The following is a 17733-nucleotide window of genomic DNA, read 5'->3' on the forward strand; positions in this document are numbered from 1 at the left end:
CAACTCTGCTCTTGCGTTGCCTCAGCCGCTTTCTGGGCAGGCGCGCAGAGCGGCCAGTTCCAGATCAAATGCACGGCTTGGCGTCCGTCCGTCCCGCTGATCACGCCACAGACAATAGGCCGCCATCCGCCAGTGGTACCACGGGCGTAGCGCGAGATAGCGCGCAACAAGTTGTGGGTCCGGATAGCGGTCGAGGAAGGCCGCCTCTTCCGCCGCGCTAAGCGGCGCGCCACGGTAAACCTGCTGCATGGCAGGTGACAGAAACAGCGCCAGATCCTCAGTCGGGTCACCGATCTGCGGGCATTGCCAGTCAATCAGGGTCAGCGTGCCATCATGGGCCACAATATTCCCCGGCACGGGATCTCCGTGGATCAAAGTGGGTGACAGATAGGGCGCGACCTCTCCCCTCGGCTCCACCGACAACAAGGTCTCAGCCCCTTGGCAACGTCCAAGGATGTGATGCGTCTGTTCGGCCAACGCCCTGCTGCCATTGCACCCCTGCGGCAGACCGAAAATGGCTGGTTGGTCGTGCAAACGTCCAAGCAGCTGAGCGACATGGCCTGCGTTCTGTGACCAGGTTTCACCCGGGATATGGGTGTAAGCGAGCCACTGTTGCCCGTCGAACGCTCCATCGGACAGATAATGTGGCACCATCCCGGTTCCGCCCAACGCCTGAAGCGCGGCCCGCTCCCGCTGCGGATCATTTGCAAAGAGTGGGTTGTCGGTGTCACGAGCATAGAGTTTGACCACAACAGTCCCAAACCGCCAAACGCGATTTGACCGCCCCCCGACAAGGGGACGGGCAACCGTATTGGTCAGGCCTATCTCGGCCAGATGCGCCAGAAAGCGCTCTTCGTCATGTGACCGGTGCTGTCGCAGATCAGGCTCCGTTGCTGTGACGCAATCCTATAGACGCGTCCGCGCCCGGTGCCCAGCGCTATGCCCGGTATCAGCTGCCAGCAGATGCAGGCTCTCGCAGGGCTGTCACGGATGATGCAAGAATAGCCGAGCCGCTTTCGAGGATCAGGGCAACCTCATTCCCTTGCATCTGGGTTTCCTTCACGCGGGTATAGGTCTCGGCTGCATCGCTCAGGACAACCTCACCATTTTTCTGGCTTTCCAGGGTGAAACTGTAGCTTCCGGGCGGGAAGGGAAGACCGTCATCATCAATCCCTTGCCATTGATAGGGATCGGCAGAAACCGGCATGGCGATGCGCTGCACTTCGGTTCCCTTGTCGTTCTTGACGATGAGGGTCACGGTATCGGCGATCTTGGCCGGATTGGGAGACACGGTGATCGGATTGGCACCATCAAAATGGGACGGCGCAGTTGATCGTGTTTCCATTCCGACCCAACCTGACATTGCAGCCATATTGGCCAGACCCAGCTGGGCCTGCATTGCGGTCAACAGATCATTGCCCTGCACCTGCTGTTCCACCATTGAGAACTGCGCCAGCTGTGCCGAATACTCTGTCGAATCAATTGGTTCCAGAGGGTCCTGATAACGCGCCTGCGCCGTCAGCATTTTCAGGAAGGTTTCGAAATCCGACGCGATGCCGGTGGCTTTCTTGGGTGTGGCAGCTGCCGCTGCCGCCTGCTGTTGTTGCGCTGCAGAGGCGCCCGTTACAGTTGTCATCTCATTACATCCTCATATCCACGCCGGCATCCCCAATGTTGAGCGGCGGTGCAGTCATTTCAGAAGGCGCGTCAGCCATCACGGCAGAGCCTTCCGCAGCAGAGCCACGGCCCTGCCCGGATCCCTGACCCGATTCGCCACCACGGCCACCCTGGCCAGCCGTTTCACCGCCAGAGAACTGGAACGAAATGTCCTCGAACCCCATGCGGCGGAACTCATCCGCAAGCTCATTGATATGGCGGCGCATCAGATCACCGGTTTCAGGGCGTTCCGTCTGGATCATGACGCTGACGCCGGTCTCCGTCACCGAAACACGCATGTTCACATGGCCCAGTTCCTTGGGATTTAGCGCCACGTCAACGTTGCGATCTCCCTTGGTGGCAAGTGCCTCAGCCATCTGATTCGCAATCAGCCGCGGCGTTTCCGGCTTGTGAATGGTGCCCGGGCTCATGGTCGCTTCGGTCAGAAGCTGAGACAGCCCTGGCATTTCCATACCGATCAAGCTGGTCCCTGATTGGCCTGCCAGCGGTTCAATCGCAGTAAGTGATTCGATCTGCATCGCAGGCGTTTGGGGCATCGCCGCCGTCAGCGCGCCAGCCCCCAAACCAAAACGGGCGACCGAATAGACACCATGAGCTGAGGTTGCGGAATAGGTCGGCGTCGCTGTCGAGGTGGAGGACGAAGTCTGCTCCACAACGGATAGGCGCGCTTCTGCGCGTTCTTTCGATGCGCTGACGGCATCCCGCGCTGCAGATACCGAATCAGCTGCCTGCCCGGCGGAAAGCGCCGCGGCGGACACTTGCCCCGGATTTTGCCGCATGACCGAGGTCTGGACAGTGGCGCCGGTCTGCGGGTTCGCGTGGATGGCCGCGCCATCCCCTCGCTGAACCTGTTGCTGTGCTGTTGATTCGTCGGTTTTCACCGCTGCGACAGATCCTTTTGTCGCCAGATCAACCCGGCTCGCATCCGCTTTATCTGGTGCAACCCCACTCTGAGCGGCAGGGCCATTTGCCTCGGCCGGGGCCGTCTTTGCTCGTGCGGCGGCAACCTCAACGTCAACAATCCGACCGATTTTCTGATGAACTTCGTTTGCATCAATGGTGGCAGCTGCCGGATCAGCCTGCGTCGCAGCAGCAACAGCAGACGGATCCGCCGCAATCGCCCCAGCCGCCGCTACGGCTGCCTGAGACACTTGCGCATGACGCATATCACCCGGCAATGGTGGAGTGGACGGAGCAGCCGCCATCTTTCCTGCTTCGGTAGAGCCGCCATTTGCAGTCGTCTCGGTCGTCGGTGTCTTGACCTGCCCATCCGCAACGACAGGAGAATCACCCCCCTCGTGATCTGCAACCGGCTGCGGATTTTCTGTCGACACGATACCTTCATCACCGCCATCTGCAACCAGATCACCTGTCACAACGGCAATGTCCGACGCCTGATCACGAGGCACGTCCAAACGGACCGAGTCAGGAGCATCCGTATCCACACCCTCATCTGGAGCGTCATCGGAGACAGCAGCATCCTTTGCTGTATTTTCGTTGGATTCGTCAGTGTTTGCAGCGACTTCATTCTCTGTCGTCTCTGCAGCGACAGCCGGTTCAGCTGCTTCGCCAGTCTTTGTTTCTGCTGTGTCTGCCATGACCGCATCAAAGCTCGCGCCTTTGCGGGAATTGGCTGATTCGCCTTGCTGGATCTTCTCCGATCCTTGCGCGCCACCAGAAAGGGGGCCGGTAAGTGCGTTGATAAACATTGGCTTCCAGACATTCTATCTCGGTGTCTGGCACCTTAGCGCCAATCAGTTACGGCAATTTTAACCGATCATCGGCCAAACTCTGAAAAATCGAAGCAATTTCGACGTCTCAGAATGAGGTACAGAATGGAACAGATTGCTCATATGCCAAGCGTTCAGCGCGCAGGCATAATAAAGTCGCAACCCCAGGATCCCCTGCGCAAGGCTGCCCAGGATCTTGAAGCGACGTTTCTTACGGAAATGTTGAAATCTGCCGGATTGGGCGAAACCAGCGAAACCATGGGTGGTGGCGCAGGTGAAGACCAATTCTCCAGCTTTCTTGTCCGCGCCCAGGCGGAACAAATCACCAAAGCAGGCGGGATCGGTCTCGCCGAATCTCTTTATCACGCATTGAAAAAGGCACAGGACAATGACTGATCGCACCCCTCAGGACATGATTGAACAGCTCGACGACCTGCTGGATCAAGAGCGCATCGCGCTGCTTGCAGGTGATCTCCATGAACTGGAGCCGCTTCTCGCTCAGAAAGAAGAGATCATCACCGCGCTGAACATGGCCGGTGATCTGGAGCGCGAAACACTGGAAAGCGTTCAAAGCAAAGTCACCCGCAATCAGGCCCTTCTGGACAGTGCAATGGAAGGCATTCGTGCCGTGGCCGCCCGAATGGCGGAACTGCGTCGCGTGCGCAAAGGACTGGATGTCTATGACCAGGCCGGCCGCAAGACCCGTTTTGCCACTCGTGGCGCACCTACTCTGGAAAAACGCGCCTGATCGGAAAATTTTGGAAAAATTCTAGCAATGGAATTCGCGGCATTAGCACTCCTTTAGCACATATTGGGCCAATGTCGCTTTGCACCTTCCAAAGAGGTGGCGCGGAAGCCGGATGGCGGAACGCATGGTCAGAAAGACGTCAGAGAGCGCCCTTCGGGGCAGGGAAAACCAGAGGTAAAATAGGCCTCGAACTAAAGGAATACATGCTATGTCCAGCATTCTGACTAACAACGGCGCAATGGTTGCTCTGCAGACTCTGAAGTCTGTAAACATGGACCTGAACGACACCCAGAGCCAGATCTCCACCGGTAAGCGCATCGGTTCTGCAAAGGACAACGCTGCTGTTTGGGCGATCTCCAAAACCATGGACTCCGATATTGCCGGTTATAACTCGGTTCAGGAATCCCTGGGCGTGGGTGAGGCAACTGTTGCTGTTGCTCTGTCCGGTGCCGAACAGATCGTTGAAACTCTGACCGAGATGAAACAGCTGGCGATTTCCGCAAACTCGGAAAACGTGGATCACGCCAAAATCCAGGACAGCCTCGCCAAGAAAGCGGCACAGATCGAATCCATCATCGACTCTGCTGAATTCAACGGTGCCAACCTTCTGGATGCGGCAACCACAACTCAGCTGACCGTTCTTGGCGGTCTGGATCCGTCCGCGGACACCATCACCGTAACATCGATCAACTCGGCCTCGAATCTCGACACCTCCGGTATCACCGCGATTACCGACGTTGCGACCGCGTCTACTGCGCTGACTGAGATCGAAACCATGCTGGGCAATGCGATTGACGCTTCCGCTCAGCTGGGTGCGGACTCCAACCGCCTGAGCGACCAGAGCAAGTTCGTGTCGAAGCTGAACGACTCCCTGAAAATGGGCGTCAGCACCATGACCGACACCAACATGGAAGAATCGTCTGCTCGACTGAAGGCGCTTCAGACCCAGCAGCAGCTGGCAGTACAGTCTCTGTCGATTGCAAACCAGGCACCGCAGACCCTGATGTCGCTGTTCCGTTAAGGGCAGCTTGATCTGGGGCGCGTCATTCGCGCGCCCCAGATCCCATATCGCAGAGAATCTGTAGATTACATGTTAGGATAACACGTGAATGCCCTTCTAAAGGCGAAGAGCGCCTATTCGGCGGCAAAGGCCCCGACACGAACTGCCAAAAACCTTGAATATGAAGTCATCGCGCGCATCACCCGCCGCATGGTTGCCGCCGCCCAAAAAGGTCGGCCTGGTTTCAAGGAACTGGTGGAAGCCCTGAAAGATAACCGAAAACTCTGGTCTATTTTCGCGGACGAAGTCGCCAATCCGGAGAACCCTCTCCCCGAAGATCTCAAGTCTCAGCTGCTCTACCTTAGGGAATTTACAAATCAACACACCAGCAAAGTCATGGCCCGCAAGGCGGATGTCCGGATGCTGGTGGAAATCAATACGGCCATCATGCGTGGCCTTCGCAGCGGAGCGTCGTAAGATATGAGCGGATTGGTTCTGAAACTTGCCCCAAAAGAGCGGGTCCTGGTCAACGGAGCGGTGATCGAAAACGGTGATCGTCGCAGCCGGTTGTCCATTGTGACCCCCGATGCCAACATTCTGCGTCTGCGTGACGCGATCCATCCCGAAGAAGCCAACACACCGGTGCGCCGCGTGTGCTATGCGGCCCAGCTGGTTCTGTCCGGCGATGTGAATGGCGAAGATGACCGCCTGCAGATGCTCCGCCGCATCGAAGAGCTGAGCCAGGTCTTTACCGATCCTGACAGCCGGGCCTCGCTTGCCGAAGCAACGGATGCTGTCTTGTCGGACAATCATTACCGGTGCCTCAAGGCTCTGCGTGCACTTCTGCCGCGCGAAGACCGTCTTCTGGCGGTACGTCCTTCCTGATTTTTGGGCACTATGGCAGCCGAACCATTCGGCTGCATTGACCAAGAAATCTCTGATCGCCGACAAGTGGACCTTGTCCAACACCAAGACAGCCCCAGTCGGCAAAAATAAGAAATGCAGTCTCTGCCTTGCAAGAATACGCCGCGCCTCAAAGGTGCGGCGTCTTTTTTTGTTGGGGGCGCTCCGATTGTCGGTTCCTGCCAGGGTAGCAGAATGGTTGCCTGTTTTTCGTGCTATTTCTTGCATTCAGCAGCAGACAAAAAGAAAGGCGCCCGGTCAGGCGCCTTATCTTTCTGAATGATTCTGGCGTCATCGATCTATCAACGCAGGGCACCCGCCCGGCGGACCATCAACATCAACCTGTTGAAGCTGCTTTTGATACCGTCTGGATCGGATTTCCCGAAGAATGAATCCAGCTCCGGCCAGAGCTTCACTGCCTGATCAAGCGTTACGTCATTGCCCTCCGAATACAGACCGGCGCGGATCATCACTTCTGACTGCTCGTACGCGCCAAGATATTTCCGCACATCCAGAATGGCGGCATTTTCCTCTTCGGTGGCCGCTGCAGGCAGACTGCGCGACACCGATCGAGACACATCAACAGCCGGAAACCGGCCGCGCTCTGCGATTTCACGGTTGAGAACGATATGACCATCCAGAACGCCACGCAGGATGTCGGCGATTGGCTCATCCATGTCCGAGCCGGCAACCAGAACGCTGAAGACGGCCGTGATATCCCCCTGACCGTCGCTGCCTGGCCCTGCACGCTCGCAAAGCCCGGTGATCAGCGGGGTCACCGAGGGTGGATAGCCCCGCAAAGCAGGTGCCTCGCCGGAAGCAACCGCAATCTCGCGGTGGGCTTCGGCAAAACGCGTGACGGAGTCTGCGAGGAACAGAACGTTTTTGCCCTGGTCACGGAAATGCTCGGCGACGGCCATCGCCGACCAGGCACAGCGGCGCCGCACCAATGCCGACTGGTCGGAGGTCGCGGCCACAACAACCGCGCGTTTCATCCCGTCAGGACCAAGAACCTCATTGACGAAGTGGTTGACCTCGCGTCCCCGCTCCCCGATCAGCGCCATAACCACGACATCTGCTTCCATATTTTGGGCCAAAGTCGCCAAAAGCGTGGATTTCCCAACGCCAGATCCCGCAAAAAGACCAACACGCTGGCCTTTCACGATGGGGAGAATCGTATTGAAAACCGCGAGCCCAGTCGCGAGTCGCTCTCCCATCGGCCGACGCTCTGCAGCTTTTGGGGGCGCCGCCATCAGGTCACGTGCGGTTTCTCCGCGCATCATCGGGCGCCCGTCAAGCGGCGCACCAAAAGGATCAATGACGCGGCCAATCCAGCTGTCGGCAGGCGCAAATTCCGGTGTCGGATGCAACAAAACCGGATCACCTACGGCAACCCGATCAGGGGCAGTATCCGGCAACATACTGATTTCTCTTCCAGAAATTCGCATCACCTCGCCTTGCAGCGGATCTTTACCTCCGCGCCGCAGGACCAAGCGATCGCCGATCCGTGCCTGACCGTCCAGCCCTGATACTGCAATAGCACCCCCAGAAATTTCGGTTACACGGCCCACCGCAGCGGACAGGCGCTTGTTCGCCAAATCTTGGGTCAAGGCATTGATGGCTGAGATCATGTTCTGCGTCTCCAACTGTTCCTGAAAACAATTTCTAAAGGAATCGGGGTTAAGCCTTGATTGAAATTGATCGAGGGAGAAGCCCCGGTGTTCAAAGAACTGAACGTCTTTAAAATTGCGTATTCCATGGCGACCCATGCGGGTAAGCGCCAGGCATTGGTTGCACAGAACATCGCCAATGCGGATACCCCCGGCTACAACGCCAAGGACATCAAGCCCTTTAAAGAAGTCTACGAACAGCGTGCTCGGCCCGGCGACATGATTGCCAGCCGTGCCAACCATCTGAACGGTGGCAGCGGTGCAGACATGAACTGGGCCGTGACTGAACAGCGCGGCGGCGGCGACCCCAACGACAATTCCGTTTCTCTAGAAGCCGAAATCCTGAAAGGGGTCGAGGTCAAGCGTCAGCACGACCGCGCATTGGCGATCTACAAATCGTCGATGAAAGTCCTGCGCGCCAGCCTTGGCAAGAACTGAGGAGGGTAGACCATGAGCGAATTTGCCAAATCACTTTCTATCTCTGCCAGTGCACTGCAGGCCCAATCGACCCGCCTGCGTCACGTGTCTGAGAATATCTCCAACGCCGACACCCCCGGCTATCGCCGCAAGACTGTCCCGTTTGAGGCGGTGCGCGACCTGTCAGCTGATGTCGAAAAAGTCTCTGTCGGACCTGTGCGTCTGGACCGCTCTGACCTGGAGCAGGTCTACGATCCGTCCCACCCGCTGGCAGATGACAGCGGCCACTACAAAGGATCAAATGTCGATCTGATGATCGAAATCGCTGACGCCCGCGAGGCGCAGCGCAGCTACGAAGCCAACCTCAAGATGTTCGAGCAGGGGCGCCAGATGTCCTCTTCGCTGATGGATCTCTTGCGCCGCTAACCTGAATTCGACCAACCCCACTTTATTACTGGAGATCCAGAATGGATATTCGCAGTCTTTCCGCCACCTCCGGCTATGCCGCCGCCCGCCCGGCCACAAAAATCGACTCGGAACACACGGCAACCAGCCCCACGGCGCGGATCAAAGCCAGCTTTGAAGAGTTCAACAACACTCTGCAGCAAAGCGAACAGACCTCTGTCACCGCGATGACCGGAAATGGCGACCCGCACGCGCTGGTCCAGGCGCTGGCGCAGACTGAACTGGCTGTCGAAACAGCGGTGACCGTCCGCAACAAGGTTGTCGAAGCCTATCAGGAAATCCTGCGGATGCCGGTGTAACGCCATGCTGAGCGAGGGGATTTTCTACGACACGCTACGCCAGGCTCTGTGGACCTCTGTGATCATGTCCACACCGATCCTGTTGGTGGCGCTGGTTGTTGGTCTGGCTATCGGCCTGTTCCAGGCGCTGACCTCGGTGCAGGAAATGACACTGACCTTTGTCCCCAAAGTTACAGCAATCGTTATCGTTTTCTGGATGACCATGGGCTTCATGACGCAGTCCTTGGTCGCATTCTTTGAAGGGCACATCGTGCCGTTGATCGCAGGAGGTCTGTGATGGGTGTCACCGGTTACACCACTTTGTCCCGCCAGTCGGGTCTGATGCGCGAAATGCGGGTTGTTGCAAACAACATCGCAAACGCCGCCACCACTGGCTACCGTTCCGAAGGGCTGATCTTTTCGGAGTTCATTCAATCTGCTCCCGGCCAGGAATCCCTGTCGATGGCGCGCGCCAACATCCGCAACACCTCTCTGGCGCAGGGTCAGCTGACCCAGACCGGTGGTGATCTGGATCTGGCACTGGAAGGCGACGGCTATTTCATGGTCGAAACCCCAATGGGCGAACGTCTGACCCGATCAGGCACCTTTTCCACCAATGCCGCCGGCGATCTGGTGACCATGGATGGGTACCGGGTTCTCGACGCAGGCCGCGCGCCGATGTTTGTTCCTGGTGATGCCAAATCGGTGAAATTTGGCGCAGACGGCACGCTCAGCGTGGATGGGCGGGCATTGGGCCAGATCGGCATTTTCAAGCCGGAACAAACCCACCAGATGGTGCGCGAGGACGGCGTGATGTTCCGCGTCGATGGTGAAGTAGAAGCTGCGTTTGAAACCCGCGTTCTGCAAGGCTTTCTCGAAGGATCGAACGTCAACGCCATTTCCGAAGTCGCCCGCATGGTCGAAATCCAGCGCGCCTATGAAATGGGTCAGAGTTTCCTGGAAACCGAAGACCAGCGTGTACGCGACGCCATCAAGAAACTGATCAAGACAACCTAGGAGTAAGCCAATGCGCGCCCTCAAGATTGCTGCAACAGGTATGACCGCGCAACAGCTGCGCGTTGAGACCATTTCCAACAACCTCGCGAATATGAACACCACAGGCTATAACGCCCGGCGTGCTGAATTCGCTGATCTGCACTATCAGCAGGTGACACGTGCAGGCACCGTGAATGCCTCGGACGGCACTGTTCTGCCGACAGGGGTTCAGGTTGGTCTGGGTGTTCGGGCCTCTGCCATTTCCATCCACCTCGCCCAAGGCGCGCTCACTCAGACCGGTAACGATCTGGACGTGGCCATCGATGGCAAAGGCTACCTTGAGGTCACGCTGCCCTCTGGTCAGTCGGCCTATACCCGCGATGGTTCACTCAAACGCTCGGCCGAGGGGCTGATCGTCACCTCCGACGGTTTCACTGTTTCCCCTGACATCACCATCCCGGCGGATGCACGCAATGTGTCAATCAACGCCGATGGTGAAGTCTACGCCTATTTCGATGAAACCGCCGAAGGCCAGCTGATGGGTCAGCTCACGCTTGCCGGTTTCTCCAACCCCAAGGGGCTTGAGGCTCTGGGCAGCAACCTCTTTGTTGAGACCGAAGCCTCTGGTGCAGCAACCGTTGCCTCCCCTGGCGAAAACGGTCTGGGCACCCTGCGTCAGGGATACCTGGAGGCAAGCTCTGTCGACGCAGTCCGCGAAGTGACCGAACTGATCGAAGCACAGCGCGGTTATGAAATGAACGCCAAGGTCATCTCGGCAGTCGACCAGATGATGGGCGCAACCACACAGGTGCGGTAATGAAACGGATCCTCGCCATCTTGATGCTTGTCTGTGCCCAACCCGCTTGGGCAGAGATCCTGGTCCCGGTGCGCACCATCCGCGCCAAGGAAATCGTCACGGCCGAGGATCTGGCCCTGAAATCCGCCGACGTGCTCGGCGCGCTCTCCGACCCGTCCGAGGTGATTGGCAAGGAGGCGCGCGTTGCCCTTTACGCCGGGCGCCCCGTGCGTGCAGGCGACGTCGGCCCGCCTGCGATTGTTGAACGCAACGACCTTGTCACCATTCGCTTTACGCGCGGTGGGCTGACCATCATGGCAGAGGGCCGCTCGCTTGGCCGTGGCGCCGATGGAGAGGCCATTCGCGTCATGAATCTTTCGTCACGCACAACCGTCACCGGCCGCATCGCGTCCGACGGAACAGTTGAGGTAAACTAATGAACAAGAAACTCTTTTCAGCCAAGACCGCCCTCATGGGTGTGGTCATGCTCAGCGCCTGCGGACGGATGGATCACGTTGGCAAACCGCCCAGCTTCAGCCCGGCGAATGAAACCCCGGAACATGTCGCCATGTTGTTCCAGGGCCTGCCAACCGATACGCAGACCCAGCGCCCCGTTGATCAGGCATCGCTCTGGAGCGGCTCGCGCCAGTCCCTGCTGGGCGATCGTCGCGCCACCAAACGCGGCGACATTCTCACTGTCGTGATCGAGATCGACGAAGAGGCCGAAATCTCCAACGACACCAAACGCTCGCGTTCTGGCTCCGAAAGCCTGGCCATGCCGCAGCTGCTTGGCCTGCCTCAGCGGCTGGATCGTCACCTGCCTGAAGGCGCGACTGCAGCCGATGCAGTCGATCTGAGCAGCACCAGCCAGTCCGGTGGCAAGGGGTCGGTCAAACGTAGCGAACGGCTTGAACTGCGGGTCGCGGCCACAGTTGTCGATGTTCTCCCGAACGGCGTTCTGGCAATCAGCGGCACCCAGGAGCTGCGCGTAAACTTCGAACTGCGTGAACTGCTGGTCACTGGCTATGTCCGACCCGATGACATCAGCCGCCAGAATGAAATCACCTATGACAAGATCGCCTCTGCCCGCGTGTCCTATGGCGGCCGTGGTCAGATCACCGATGTCCAACAACCCCGTTACGGCCAGCAGGTGCTGGACGTGATCCTGCCATTCTGAGGACTGTCCATGCTGTCTAAACTCCTGCCCGTCATCCTTCTTTTGGTTGGAACTGCTGGTGGAATCGGCGCGGGGATCGTCATGGCCCCCGCCCCCGAAGAACACGCGCAGGAAGGCGCAGAACCTGTGGAAGAGGCTCAGAAAGAGTCCGAAGAGGAAAAAGAACCGACCCGCGAGTTCGTCAAAATGACGAGCCAGTTTGTCGTCCCCGTTGTTGAACGGGAGAAACTGTCGTCGCTGGTGGTGATTTCCCTGAGCCTTGAGGCAAACATCGGCCTCACCGAAAAGATCCACGCCTATGAACCCAAACTGCGCGACATGTTCCTGCAGGTTCTGTTCGATCACGCCAACATGGGGGGATTCAACGGCGCCTTCACCCGCTCTGACATGCTGACACCACTGCGCACCGCGCTGCGTGAAGCGGCGCAAAAAGAGTTGGGTAAAGACATTCATGACGTCCTGATTGTCGAGATGTCACGCCAAGACGTCTGATCAATCCCGCCTGATAGATCACCACAAAGAAACCCCCGGCACCAAATTGGCGCCGGGGGTTTCGTTTTTCAGTGACCGTTTTCAAGCAGGATCAACCCTGAAAGTTTACTGCCTGGCTCACTCCTGGTTCATCAGACGATTGCGCTGCTTCTCGGCCAACTCGACCTTGCGGCGCTGGCGTTCTTCCTTGGCCATCGTCTCGACCGCATGTTTGCGACCAAAGGCCTTGCGCAATCCATCCATTGCACGCAGTTTTTGCGCAGTGATCTGGGCGAGCTCCATATTCAGCTGCCTTTTGCTGCGGCTATGCCAGCTCTGCCAAAGAAGATCCGCGCCGAGCGCTTTCATCGCGTGATCGCTATGGGCCAGTTCGCGGGTTTCCTGATACTGCCGGTCCAGTTTCGCCAGCTGACCGCGCAAGCGTGCCTCGGCATCAAGCACCGGTTTCACCTTGGCATGTTCGCGCAGGTACATCGCTTCGGTCACGCTGGCCATCTGGTCGAGCATTTTCTGTTTCATCACACCATCCCCTTCGCCCGTTGACGCATTTTCTCCGCAAAGCGGATCGCAGCGGCGACCGGCGCGTAATGTTCTTCGTGGATTTCGTCACCAATTTCGACCGCCGCATGAAGCGCACGGGCGGTTGGTGGGTCACTGTGGATCGGAACGCCATTTTCATTCGCGACCTCGCGAATAATCGCCGCCACCTCATCAACACCTTTGGAAACACAGACCGGAGCCTGCCCTGGCTGCCGATCCCATTTCAGCGCCACCGCATAGTGAGTCGGGTTCACGATCACCACGTCCGCCGTTGCGACATCTTGAACGCCCGCGCTCATGGCGATTTGCTGGGCCTTTTGCCTGCGCGCGCCCTTCATGTGCGGATCGCCTTCCGAGTTTTTCATCTCGTCCATGATTTCTTTGCGGGACATCATGTTCTTGCGGGTGAAATCCGCCTGCTGAAAGGCCGCGTCCACCACGCCCACGGCCAGCGCAATAATCAACGCCAGAACCATGAATTCAATCGCAAGCTGCCCCAGCATCGTCACCACGACAAAAGCGCCGGTGGCTGCAGAGGCAATCATGTCGGGCAAACGGTAGTTGAGATAGATCCCCATGCAGACCGAAAACAGGATCAATTTGACCGTGCTTTTTGCAAACTCAAACAGGCCGGTCATGCCGAACTTGTTCTTGGCATTCGACATGATCGAGATCCGCGAGAGTTTTGGCTCCAGCTTCGACGGGGCAAAAACCAGCGCGCGTTGGCCGACCAGGGACAGGATCACCGCCGCAGCCGGGATGATGAACATCGGCGCCATAGCAGAGGCAACCGATTTCAAAAGGCCGCCAACCGGCGGTGTGCCGTTATCGGAAAAAAACAGCTCTGCATGGCGGTCGGGTTGATCCAGAAACGACATCATGAGGCTGCCCATGTCCCGGACCATGTCCTCGCCTGAGGTGTAGACGACGATGATCAGACCCAGATACGCCGCAGCCACAGACAGATCCGTGGACTTGGGCACGTCGCCCTTTTCCCGCGCCTTGCGAATTTTCTCTGGCGTCGGTTCGTATGACTTGTCTGAATCGTCGTCTTGGCTCATCGCATGCCCTCACCCGGATTTGCGAAGAAACTCATAAGCGCCGTGCTCCAGATCTCAAGCAGCATGGGGCTGGCGACCATCAGGATGGCAAGCCCACCAAAGGTCACGACCGGGGCACCGACAAAGGCAACCATCAGCTGCGGCATGGCACGGTTGATGACACCCAGGGTGAGGTTGTAGATCAACGCCCCGATCAGGAACGGCGCTGCCAGCGAGAACCCGAGCGAAAATGCCCGTGAAATCCGGTGGACGCCCCAGTCGGACAGGCCCATAGCCGCCGGGAACTCTCCCATTGGGAACATCATGTACGAATAGATCATGAACTCTGCCGCCCGTACGTGGATGCCCAGCATCACCGCAAGGGCCAGGGCAGAAATCAGCAAAACCGCCCCGATTGCGGGCATTGCCTCAGCACCGATGCCGCCCAGAACCTGTGCAAGCGACGTCGACTGCGCCGCGATGGTGCCCGCTGTCTGAATGGCGTGAATAAAAAGACGGATGCCAACTCCCAACGCCAGGCCAATGATGGCTTCACTCGCCGCATAACCCGCGTATTGCAGCGGTGTGTCAGGGGCGGGAAACAACGGCAGCGCCGGCGCCACAACAAAGGTAAACGCAAGCGCAATCGCCAGTTTCACACGCACTGGAACATATTGTTCGCCAAAGGCCGGCAACATGGCGACCATGGCCGATACTCTCAGAAACACGATTGCCCCATGCCAAAAGCCGGCGCCCAGAAGGGCCACCAGCTCTGGAGGCAGAAAGCCGATATTCATGCGGGGACCATCCCGACCAATGCGGGCCGTGCTTCCAATCCGATTTCCTCGAAACTCAGCACCGGGTTCATGATCCCGCGCGATTTCAGGATCGTTCGCAAATATCGGCGCCGGCGGGTCGAGGTCACGACTGCTGCAAAAACGCCCTGCTCTGTCGTGGTGTTCAACCGATCGGTCAACCCCTCTGCCAGCTGGTTGAACTTGTCCGGTGGCAGCGCAATGTCGACGGCCCCGCCGTGTGCATCAATCTGATAGGTGGAGAATGTCTCCTCCCACTCCGGTGCCAACTGGATCAACGGAATTGTGCCGTCCTCGCGTTTCATCTCTCCGACGAGCTGGAAGCCGAGACGTTGACGCACATGTTCACAGATCATCTCGGGTTGCGAAATATGCTGGCGCGCTTCAGCGATGGTTTCCAGGATCAGTGGCATGTTGCGGATGGAAACACGCTCTTCCAACAGCAGGCGCAGCACCGCATGAAGCGTGTCCATCGGCACCTTGTCAGGCACCAGTTCATCCAAAAGCTTGCGGTTTGCTTCGGCGCGGAACTCATCCGATAGCTCTGTCATCTCGTTCAGCAGGCGACGCAGTGCTTTCAGCGTCAGCAAGCGGGGGAAGTTCTGCTTAATCACTTCCAAAAGGTGGGTTGCCAGAATTTCCGGCGCAGTCACGATGGTTGCACCAGACAGCGCAGCCTGCTCTTGCGACTTGGCCGAAATCCAACGCGCGGGCGCGCCATAGACGGGTTCGGTCACATCTGTGCCCGGCGGCAGCGCATCCTGATTGTCGGGCATCAGCGCCAGAACCATATCCGGACGCAGATTGCCGCGCACCTGCTCAACCCCCTGCACCTTGATCACATAGGTGCCCTGCATCAGCTCTGGTTCATCGGTCAGGCGAATTTCCGGCAGAATGAGCCCAAAGGTCGTCGCCACATGGGTTCGCATGTTTGCGATACGGGCATCCAGACCGGTGCCTGCATCCAACACCATGCTCACCAAATCCGGCGCGAATTCCAGATGCAGATCATCAAGATCCAAAATATCCCCAAGCGCCCGGCTTTCCTTTGGCTGCATGACCTCTTCGATCTGCTCTTCCATCTCGGCCTCGGCCTCATCGGTGATTTTCTTGCTCATCCGATAGGCCGTGTATCCCAGAACGCCGCCACCAACGATAAACGGAATGAACGGCAGGCCCGGAACCAATGCAAACAACACCATCAGGACAGCCACAGTTGCCAGCGCGGCAGGGTGTTTGCCCAACTGATCCGCCAGCGCCATGTCGGTCGCACCGGTCGCACCACCACGCGCCAGCAGCAGGGCCGCAGCGATCGAGATGATAACAGAAGGAATCTGCGACACGAGGCCATCGCCAACCGTCAGGATCGCGTAGGTTTCAAAAGCAGCCCCCACGGGCATGCCGTGAACCAGGATCCCCATCACCAAACCCATGATCAGGTTCAAGAGGGTGATCAACAGGCCCGCAATCGCGTCGCCCTTCACAAACTTGGAGGCACCATCAAGGGAGCCAAAGAAGGTGGTTTCACGCGATTCCGCTTCACGACGTTCCCGGGCAGTCGCATGGTCGATCGCGCCTGCGGACATATCACTGTCGATCGCCAGCTGCTTGCCTGGCATCCCGTCAAGGGCAAACCGCGCACCCACCTCGGCCATACGGGCCGCGCCTTTGGTGATCACCATGAAGTTCACGATCAGCAGCACGCCAAAGACCACAAGACCAAGGAAGACACTGCCCCCCATCACGAACTGGGCAAAGCCCTCGATCACACCGCCAGCTGCATCAGTGCCTGTGTGACCTTGGCCGATGATGAGCTTGGTCGACGAAACGTTCAGCGACAAACGCAGCATGAGAGAGGCCAGAAGGATCGTCGGAAAGGACGAGAAATCAAGCGGCCGCTCAATGAAAAGAGTGATGGTGAAAATCAGAATCGCCAGACCAAAGGACGCGGCGAGCCCGATATCCAGCACCCAGGCAGGCATCGGCAAGATCATCATCACGATGATCGCCATCAGCGCCAGCGCAAGAAGCACGGTCGGGCTGAACACTTTTTGGATGTCGAAGTTTTGCACGAAAGTCTGCCCTTATTTCAGAACGATCAAGGCTTGCGCCGAAGATCCGCCACCGTTCAACGGCACGAGAGAGCCCATCCGGGCCGTTCCCTGCGCGATCAGTGGCGAAGGATTGTGAAGATTGACCAGCGGTTGCGGCGCCGTGAACGTGGCCCGCTGACGGGTCCGCTCCACCGGGAGAGCCGCAACAGTTTCGACCGGCTTCAGCTGAGCACGAACCCGGTCAAAACGCGCGGTATAGCGGTTGGCATAGGTGGGTGTGCGCGAGTGATAGGCGCCTGCCGCCTTTGACCAATCGCCGAACTCATTGTGCAGGTCGCGCAAAAACCGCGCCGCGTATTGGGCATTGGCAACCGGATCGAACATCTGGTCGATGGAATCGAATGCCTGCCCGTGCCATTTGAAATTGATCTGGAAACACCCGACATCAAAGCTGCGCGCGCCGCGTTTGAAATGGGAAAACACGTAGGCGCGGGCTTCGTCTTCGGTCTGGAACCACTTGCCCGCCCCTTCCATGTTGACGGTCCAGGGCCAGGGCTGCAGTCCCTGCTTGCCACCCCGCCCTGTTTCGGTGCGGGTGATTGCACGCAAAACATCCAACGGCACACCCTGATCACGGGCGGCCCGACGCGCAGCAAGATCACAAAGTGCAGAAACCTGCGGCGAGGCCGCAAAGGCCGGTGCAGGCACGATCCCCGCAAACAGCCCAAAAGCGGCCAAACCAACCGCGACGTACAACCTGAAGGCAGGTTGCTGATATCCCGCAACGGTCGTTGACCGCTGCCGTCTGAAAAAACGAGTCATTTTCGGCATTCTGCCTGTCCAAATGAGGATTCACCCTAATCCTGAAATTAGGCCGAGACCGTTGACAAAGCGTTAGCACTGAACACGCAAAGACCGCCCAAGAGGCGGCCTTT

General features: G+C 58.2%; 23 protein-coding genes. 14 read left to right on the forward strand and 9 right to left on the reverse strand.

The window, feature by feature from the left end:
• Positions 1 to 21: 21 nt before the first annotated feature.
• The 3 genes from NIT7645_RS13870 to fliK all read right to left on the reverse strand — a co-directional run bounded on the left by NIT7645_RS13870 (position 22) and on the right by fliK (position 3386).
• Positions 22 to 843, reverse strand: coding sequence for a phosphotransferase family protein (locus tag NIT7645_RS13870; RefSeq protein WP_370728739.1), 822 nt, complete (start codon positions 841 to 843; stop codon positions 22 to 24).
• Positions 844 to 949: 106 nt separating this feature from the next.
• Entirely contained in the window at positions 950 to 1636 is a 687-nt protein-coding gene (locus NIT7645_RS13875) for a flagellar hook capping FlgD N-terminal domain-containing protein (RefSeq protein WP_008559591.1), read from the reverse strand.
• Between the two features lie 4 nt (positions 1637 to 1640).
• Positions 1641 to 3386, reverse strand: coding sequence for a flagellar hook-length control protein FliK (gene fliK, locus NIT7645_RS13880; protein ID WP_050687299.1), 1746 nt, complete (start codon positions 3384 to 3386; stop codon positions 1641 to 1643).
• Positions 3387 to 3512: 126 nt separating this feature from the next.
• On the opposite strand from fliK, the gene NIT7645_RS13885 reads away from it, so the two are divergent.
• The 5 genes from NIT7645_RS13885 (at position 3513) to flbT (ending at position 6040) form a co-directional block, all read left to right on the forward strand.
• Positions 3513 to 3803 carry a rod-binding protein gene (locus NIT7645_RS13885; protein WP_008560398.1) on the forward strand — a complete coding sequence of 97 codons (291 nt, stop codon included), beginning with the start codon at positions 3513 to 3515 and terminating at the stop codon, positions 3801 to 3803.
• On the forward strand, positions 3796 to 4155 hold the full coding sequence (locus tag NIT7645_RS13890; protein ID WP_008558845.1) for a flagellar protein FlgN: 360 nt from the start codon (positions 3796 to 3798) through the stop codon (positions 4153 to 4155). The genes NIT7645_RS13885 and NIT7645_RS13890 overlap by 8 nt, the downstream gene beginning before the upstream one ends.
• 208 nt (positions 4156 to 4363) lie before the next feature.
• Positions 4364 to 5176: a flagellin N-terminal helical domain-containing protein gene (locus NIT7645_RS13895; protein WP_008559761.1), complete on the forward strand. Its 813-nt coding sequence runs from the start codon at positions 4364 to 4366 to the stop codon at positions 5174 to 5176.
• Between the two features lie 84 nt (positions 5177 to 5260).
• Positions 5261 to 5632 (forward strand): flagellar biosynthesis regulator FlaF, encoded by a 372-nt coding sequence (gene flaF / locus NIT7645_RS13900; RefSeq protein ID WP_008560650.1) that lies wholly within the window; start codon positions 5261 to 5263, stop codon positions 5630 to 5632.
• Positions 5633 to 5635: 3 nt separating this feature from the next.
• The gene (gene flbT, locus NIT7645_RS13905) at positions 5636 to 6040 is read left to right on the forward strand and encodes a flagellar biosynthesis repressor FlbT (protein WP_008560440.1); all 405 of its coding nucleotides are present in this window, start codon (positions 5636 to 5638) and stop codon (positions 6038 to 6040) included.
• Positions 6041 to 6360: 320 nt separating this feature from the next.
• Here the strand turns inward: flbT and NIT7645_RS13910 are convergent, their stop codons facing one another.
• On the reverse strand, positions 6361 to 7689 hold the full coding sequence (locus NIT7645_RS13910) for a FliI/YscN family ATPase (RefSeq protein WP_037302613.1): 1329 nt from the start codon (positions 7687 to 7689) through the stop codon (positions 6361 to 6363).
• An 87-nt stretch (positions 7690 to 7776) separates the two neighbouring features.
• Here NIT7645_RS13910 and NIT7645_RS13915 point away from each other — a divergent pair, with 87 nt between their 5' ends.
• The 9 genes from NIT7645_RS13915 to NIT7645_RS13955 are packed head-to-tail and all read left to right on the forward strand — an operon-like array spanning position 7777 to position 12349.
• On the forward strand, positions 7777 to 8166 hold the full coding sequence (locus tag NIT7645_RS13915; RefSeq protein ID WP_008563127.1) for a FlgB family protein: 390 nt from the start codon (positions 7777 to 7779) through the stop codon (positions 8164 to 8166).
• Between the two features lie 12 nt (positions 8167 to 8178).
• Complete coding sequence (gene flgC / locus NIT7645_RS13920) at positions 8179 to 8571, forward strand: flagellar basal body rod protein FlgC (protein WP_008561350.1); 393 nt, start codon at positions 8179 to 8181, stop codon at positions 8569 to 8571.
• 41 nt (positions 8572 to 8612) lie between these two features.
• The gene (fliE, locus tag NIT7645_RS13925; protein ID WP_050687301.1) at positions 8613 to 8909 is read left to right on the forward strand and encodes a flagellar hook-basal body complex protein FliE; all 297 of its coding nucleotides are present in this window, start codon (positions 8613 to 8615) and stop codon (positions 8907 to 8909) included.
• A 4-nt stretch (positions 8910 to 8913) separates the two neighbouring features.
• Positions 8914 to 9186 (forward strand): flagellar biosynthetic protein FliQ, encoded by a 273-nt coding sequence (locus NIT7645_RS13930; protein ID WP_008559581.1) that lies wholly within the window; start codon positions 8914 to 8916, stop codon positions 9184 to 9186.
• Complete coding sequence (locus NIT7645_RS13935) at positions 9186 to 9905, forward strand: flagellar hook-basal body complex protein (protein ID WP_008558729.1); 720 nt, start codon at positions 9186 to 9188, stop codon at positions 9903 to 9905. The genes NIT7645_RS13930 and NIT7645_RS13935 overlap by 1 nt, the downstream gene beginning before the upstream one ends.
• 10 nt (positions 9906 to 9915) lie before the next feature.
• On the forward strand, positions 9916 to 10701 hold the full coding sequence (gene flgG, locus NIT7645_RS13940) for a flagellar basal-body rod protein FlgG (RefSeq protein ID WP_008563117.1): 786 nt from the start codon (positions 9916 to 9918) through the stop codon (positions 10699 to 10701).
• Positions 10701 to 11117, forward strand: coding sequence for a flagellar basal body P-ring formation chaperone FlgA (flgA, locus tag NIT7645_RS13945; RefSeq protein ID WP_008562483.1), 417 nt, complete (start codon positions 10701 to 10703; stop codon positions 11115 to 11117). The genes flgG and flgA overlap by 1 nt, the downstream gene beginning before the upstream one ends.
• Entirely contained in the window at positions 11117 to 11857 is a 741-nt protein-coding gene (gene flgH / locus NIT7645_RS13950; RefSeq protein ID WP_008560106.1) for a flagellar basal body L-ring protein FlgH, read from the forward strand. The genes flgA and flgH overlap by 1 nt, the downstream gene beginning before the upstream one ends.
• Before the next feature lie 9 nt (positions 11858 to 11866).
• Complete coding sequence (locus tag NIT7645_RS13955) at positions 11867 to 12349, forward strand: flagellar basal body-associated FliL family protein (protein ID WP_008559087.1); 483 nt, start codon at positions 11867 to 11869, stop codon at positions 12347 to 12349.
• A 117-nt stretch (positions 12350 to 12466) separates the two neighbouring features.
• Here NIT7645_RS13955 and NIT7645_RS13960 read toward each other — a convergent pair whose 3' ends face one another.
• The 5 genes from NIT7645_RS13960 to NIT7645_RS13980 are packed head-to-tail and all read right to left on the reverse strand — an operon-like array spanning position 12467 to position 17554.
• Positions 12467 to 12868, reverse strand: coding sequence for a hypothetical protein (locus tag NIT7645_RS13960; RefSeq protein ID WP_008561138.1), 402 nt, complete (start codon positions 12866 to 12868; stop codon positions 12467 to 12469).
• Entirely contained in the window at positions 12868 to 13950 is a 1083-nt protein-coding gene (gene flhB / locus NIT7645_RS13965) for a flagellar type III secretion system protein FlhB (protein WP_008560454.1), read from the reverse strand. The genes NIT7645_RS13960 and flhB overlap by 1 nt, the downstream gene beginning before the upstream one ends.
• Complete coding sequence (locus NIT7645_RS13970; protein ID WP_008562734.1) at positions 13947 to 14726, reverse strand: flagellar biosynthetic protein FliR; 780 nt, start codon at positions 14724 to 14726, stop codon at positions 13947 to 13949. The genes flhB and NIT7645_RS13970 overlap by 4 nt, the downstream gene beginning before the upstream one ends.
• On the reverse strand, positions 14723 to 16816 hold the full coding sequence (gene flhA, locus NIT7645_RS13975) for a flagellar biosynthesis protein FlhA (RefSeq protein ID WP_008562885.1): 2094 nt from the start codon (positions 16814 to 16816) through the stop codon (positions 14723 to 14725). Before flhA ends, NIT7645_RS13970 begins: the two co-directional genes overlap by 4 nt.
• Positions 16817 to 16828: 12 nt before the next feature.
• The gene (locus NIT7645_RS13980; RefSeq protein ID WP_008561520.1) at positions 16829 to 17554 is read right to left on the reverse strand and encodes a transglycosylase SLT domain-containing protein; all 726 of its coding nucleotides are present in this window, start codon (positions 17552 to 17554) and stop codon (positions 16829 to 16831) included.
• Between the last annotated feature and the right edge of the window lie 179 nt (positions 17555 to 17733).

It is taken from the genome of Phaeobacter italicus, from assembly GCF_001258055.1.
Classification (GTDB): domain Bacteria; phylum Pseudomonadota; class Alphaproteobacteria; order Rhodobacterales; family Rhodobacteraceae; genus Phaeobacter; species Phaeobacter italicus.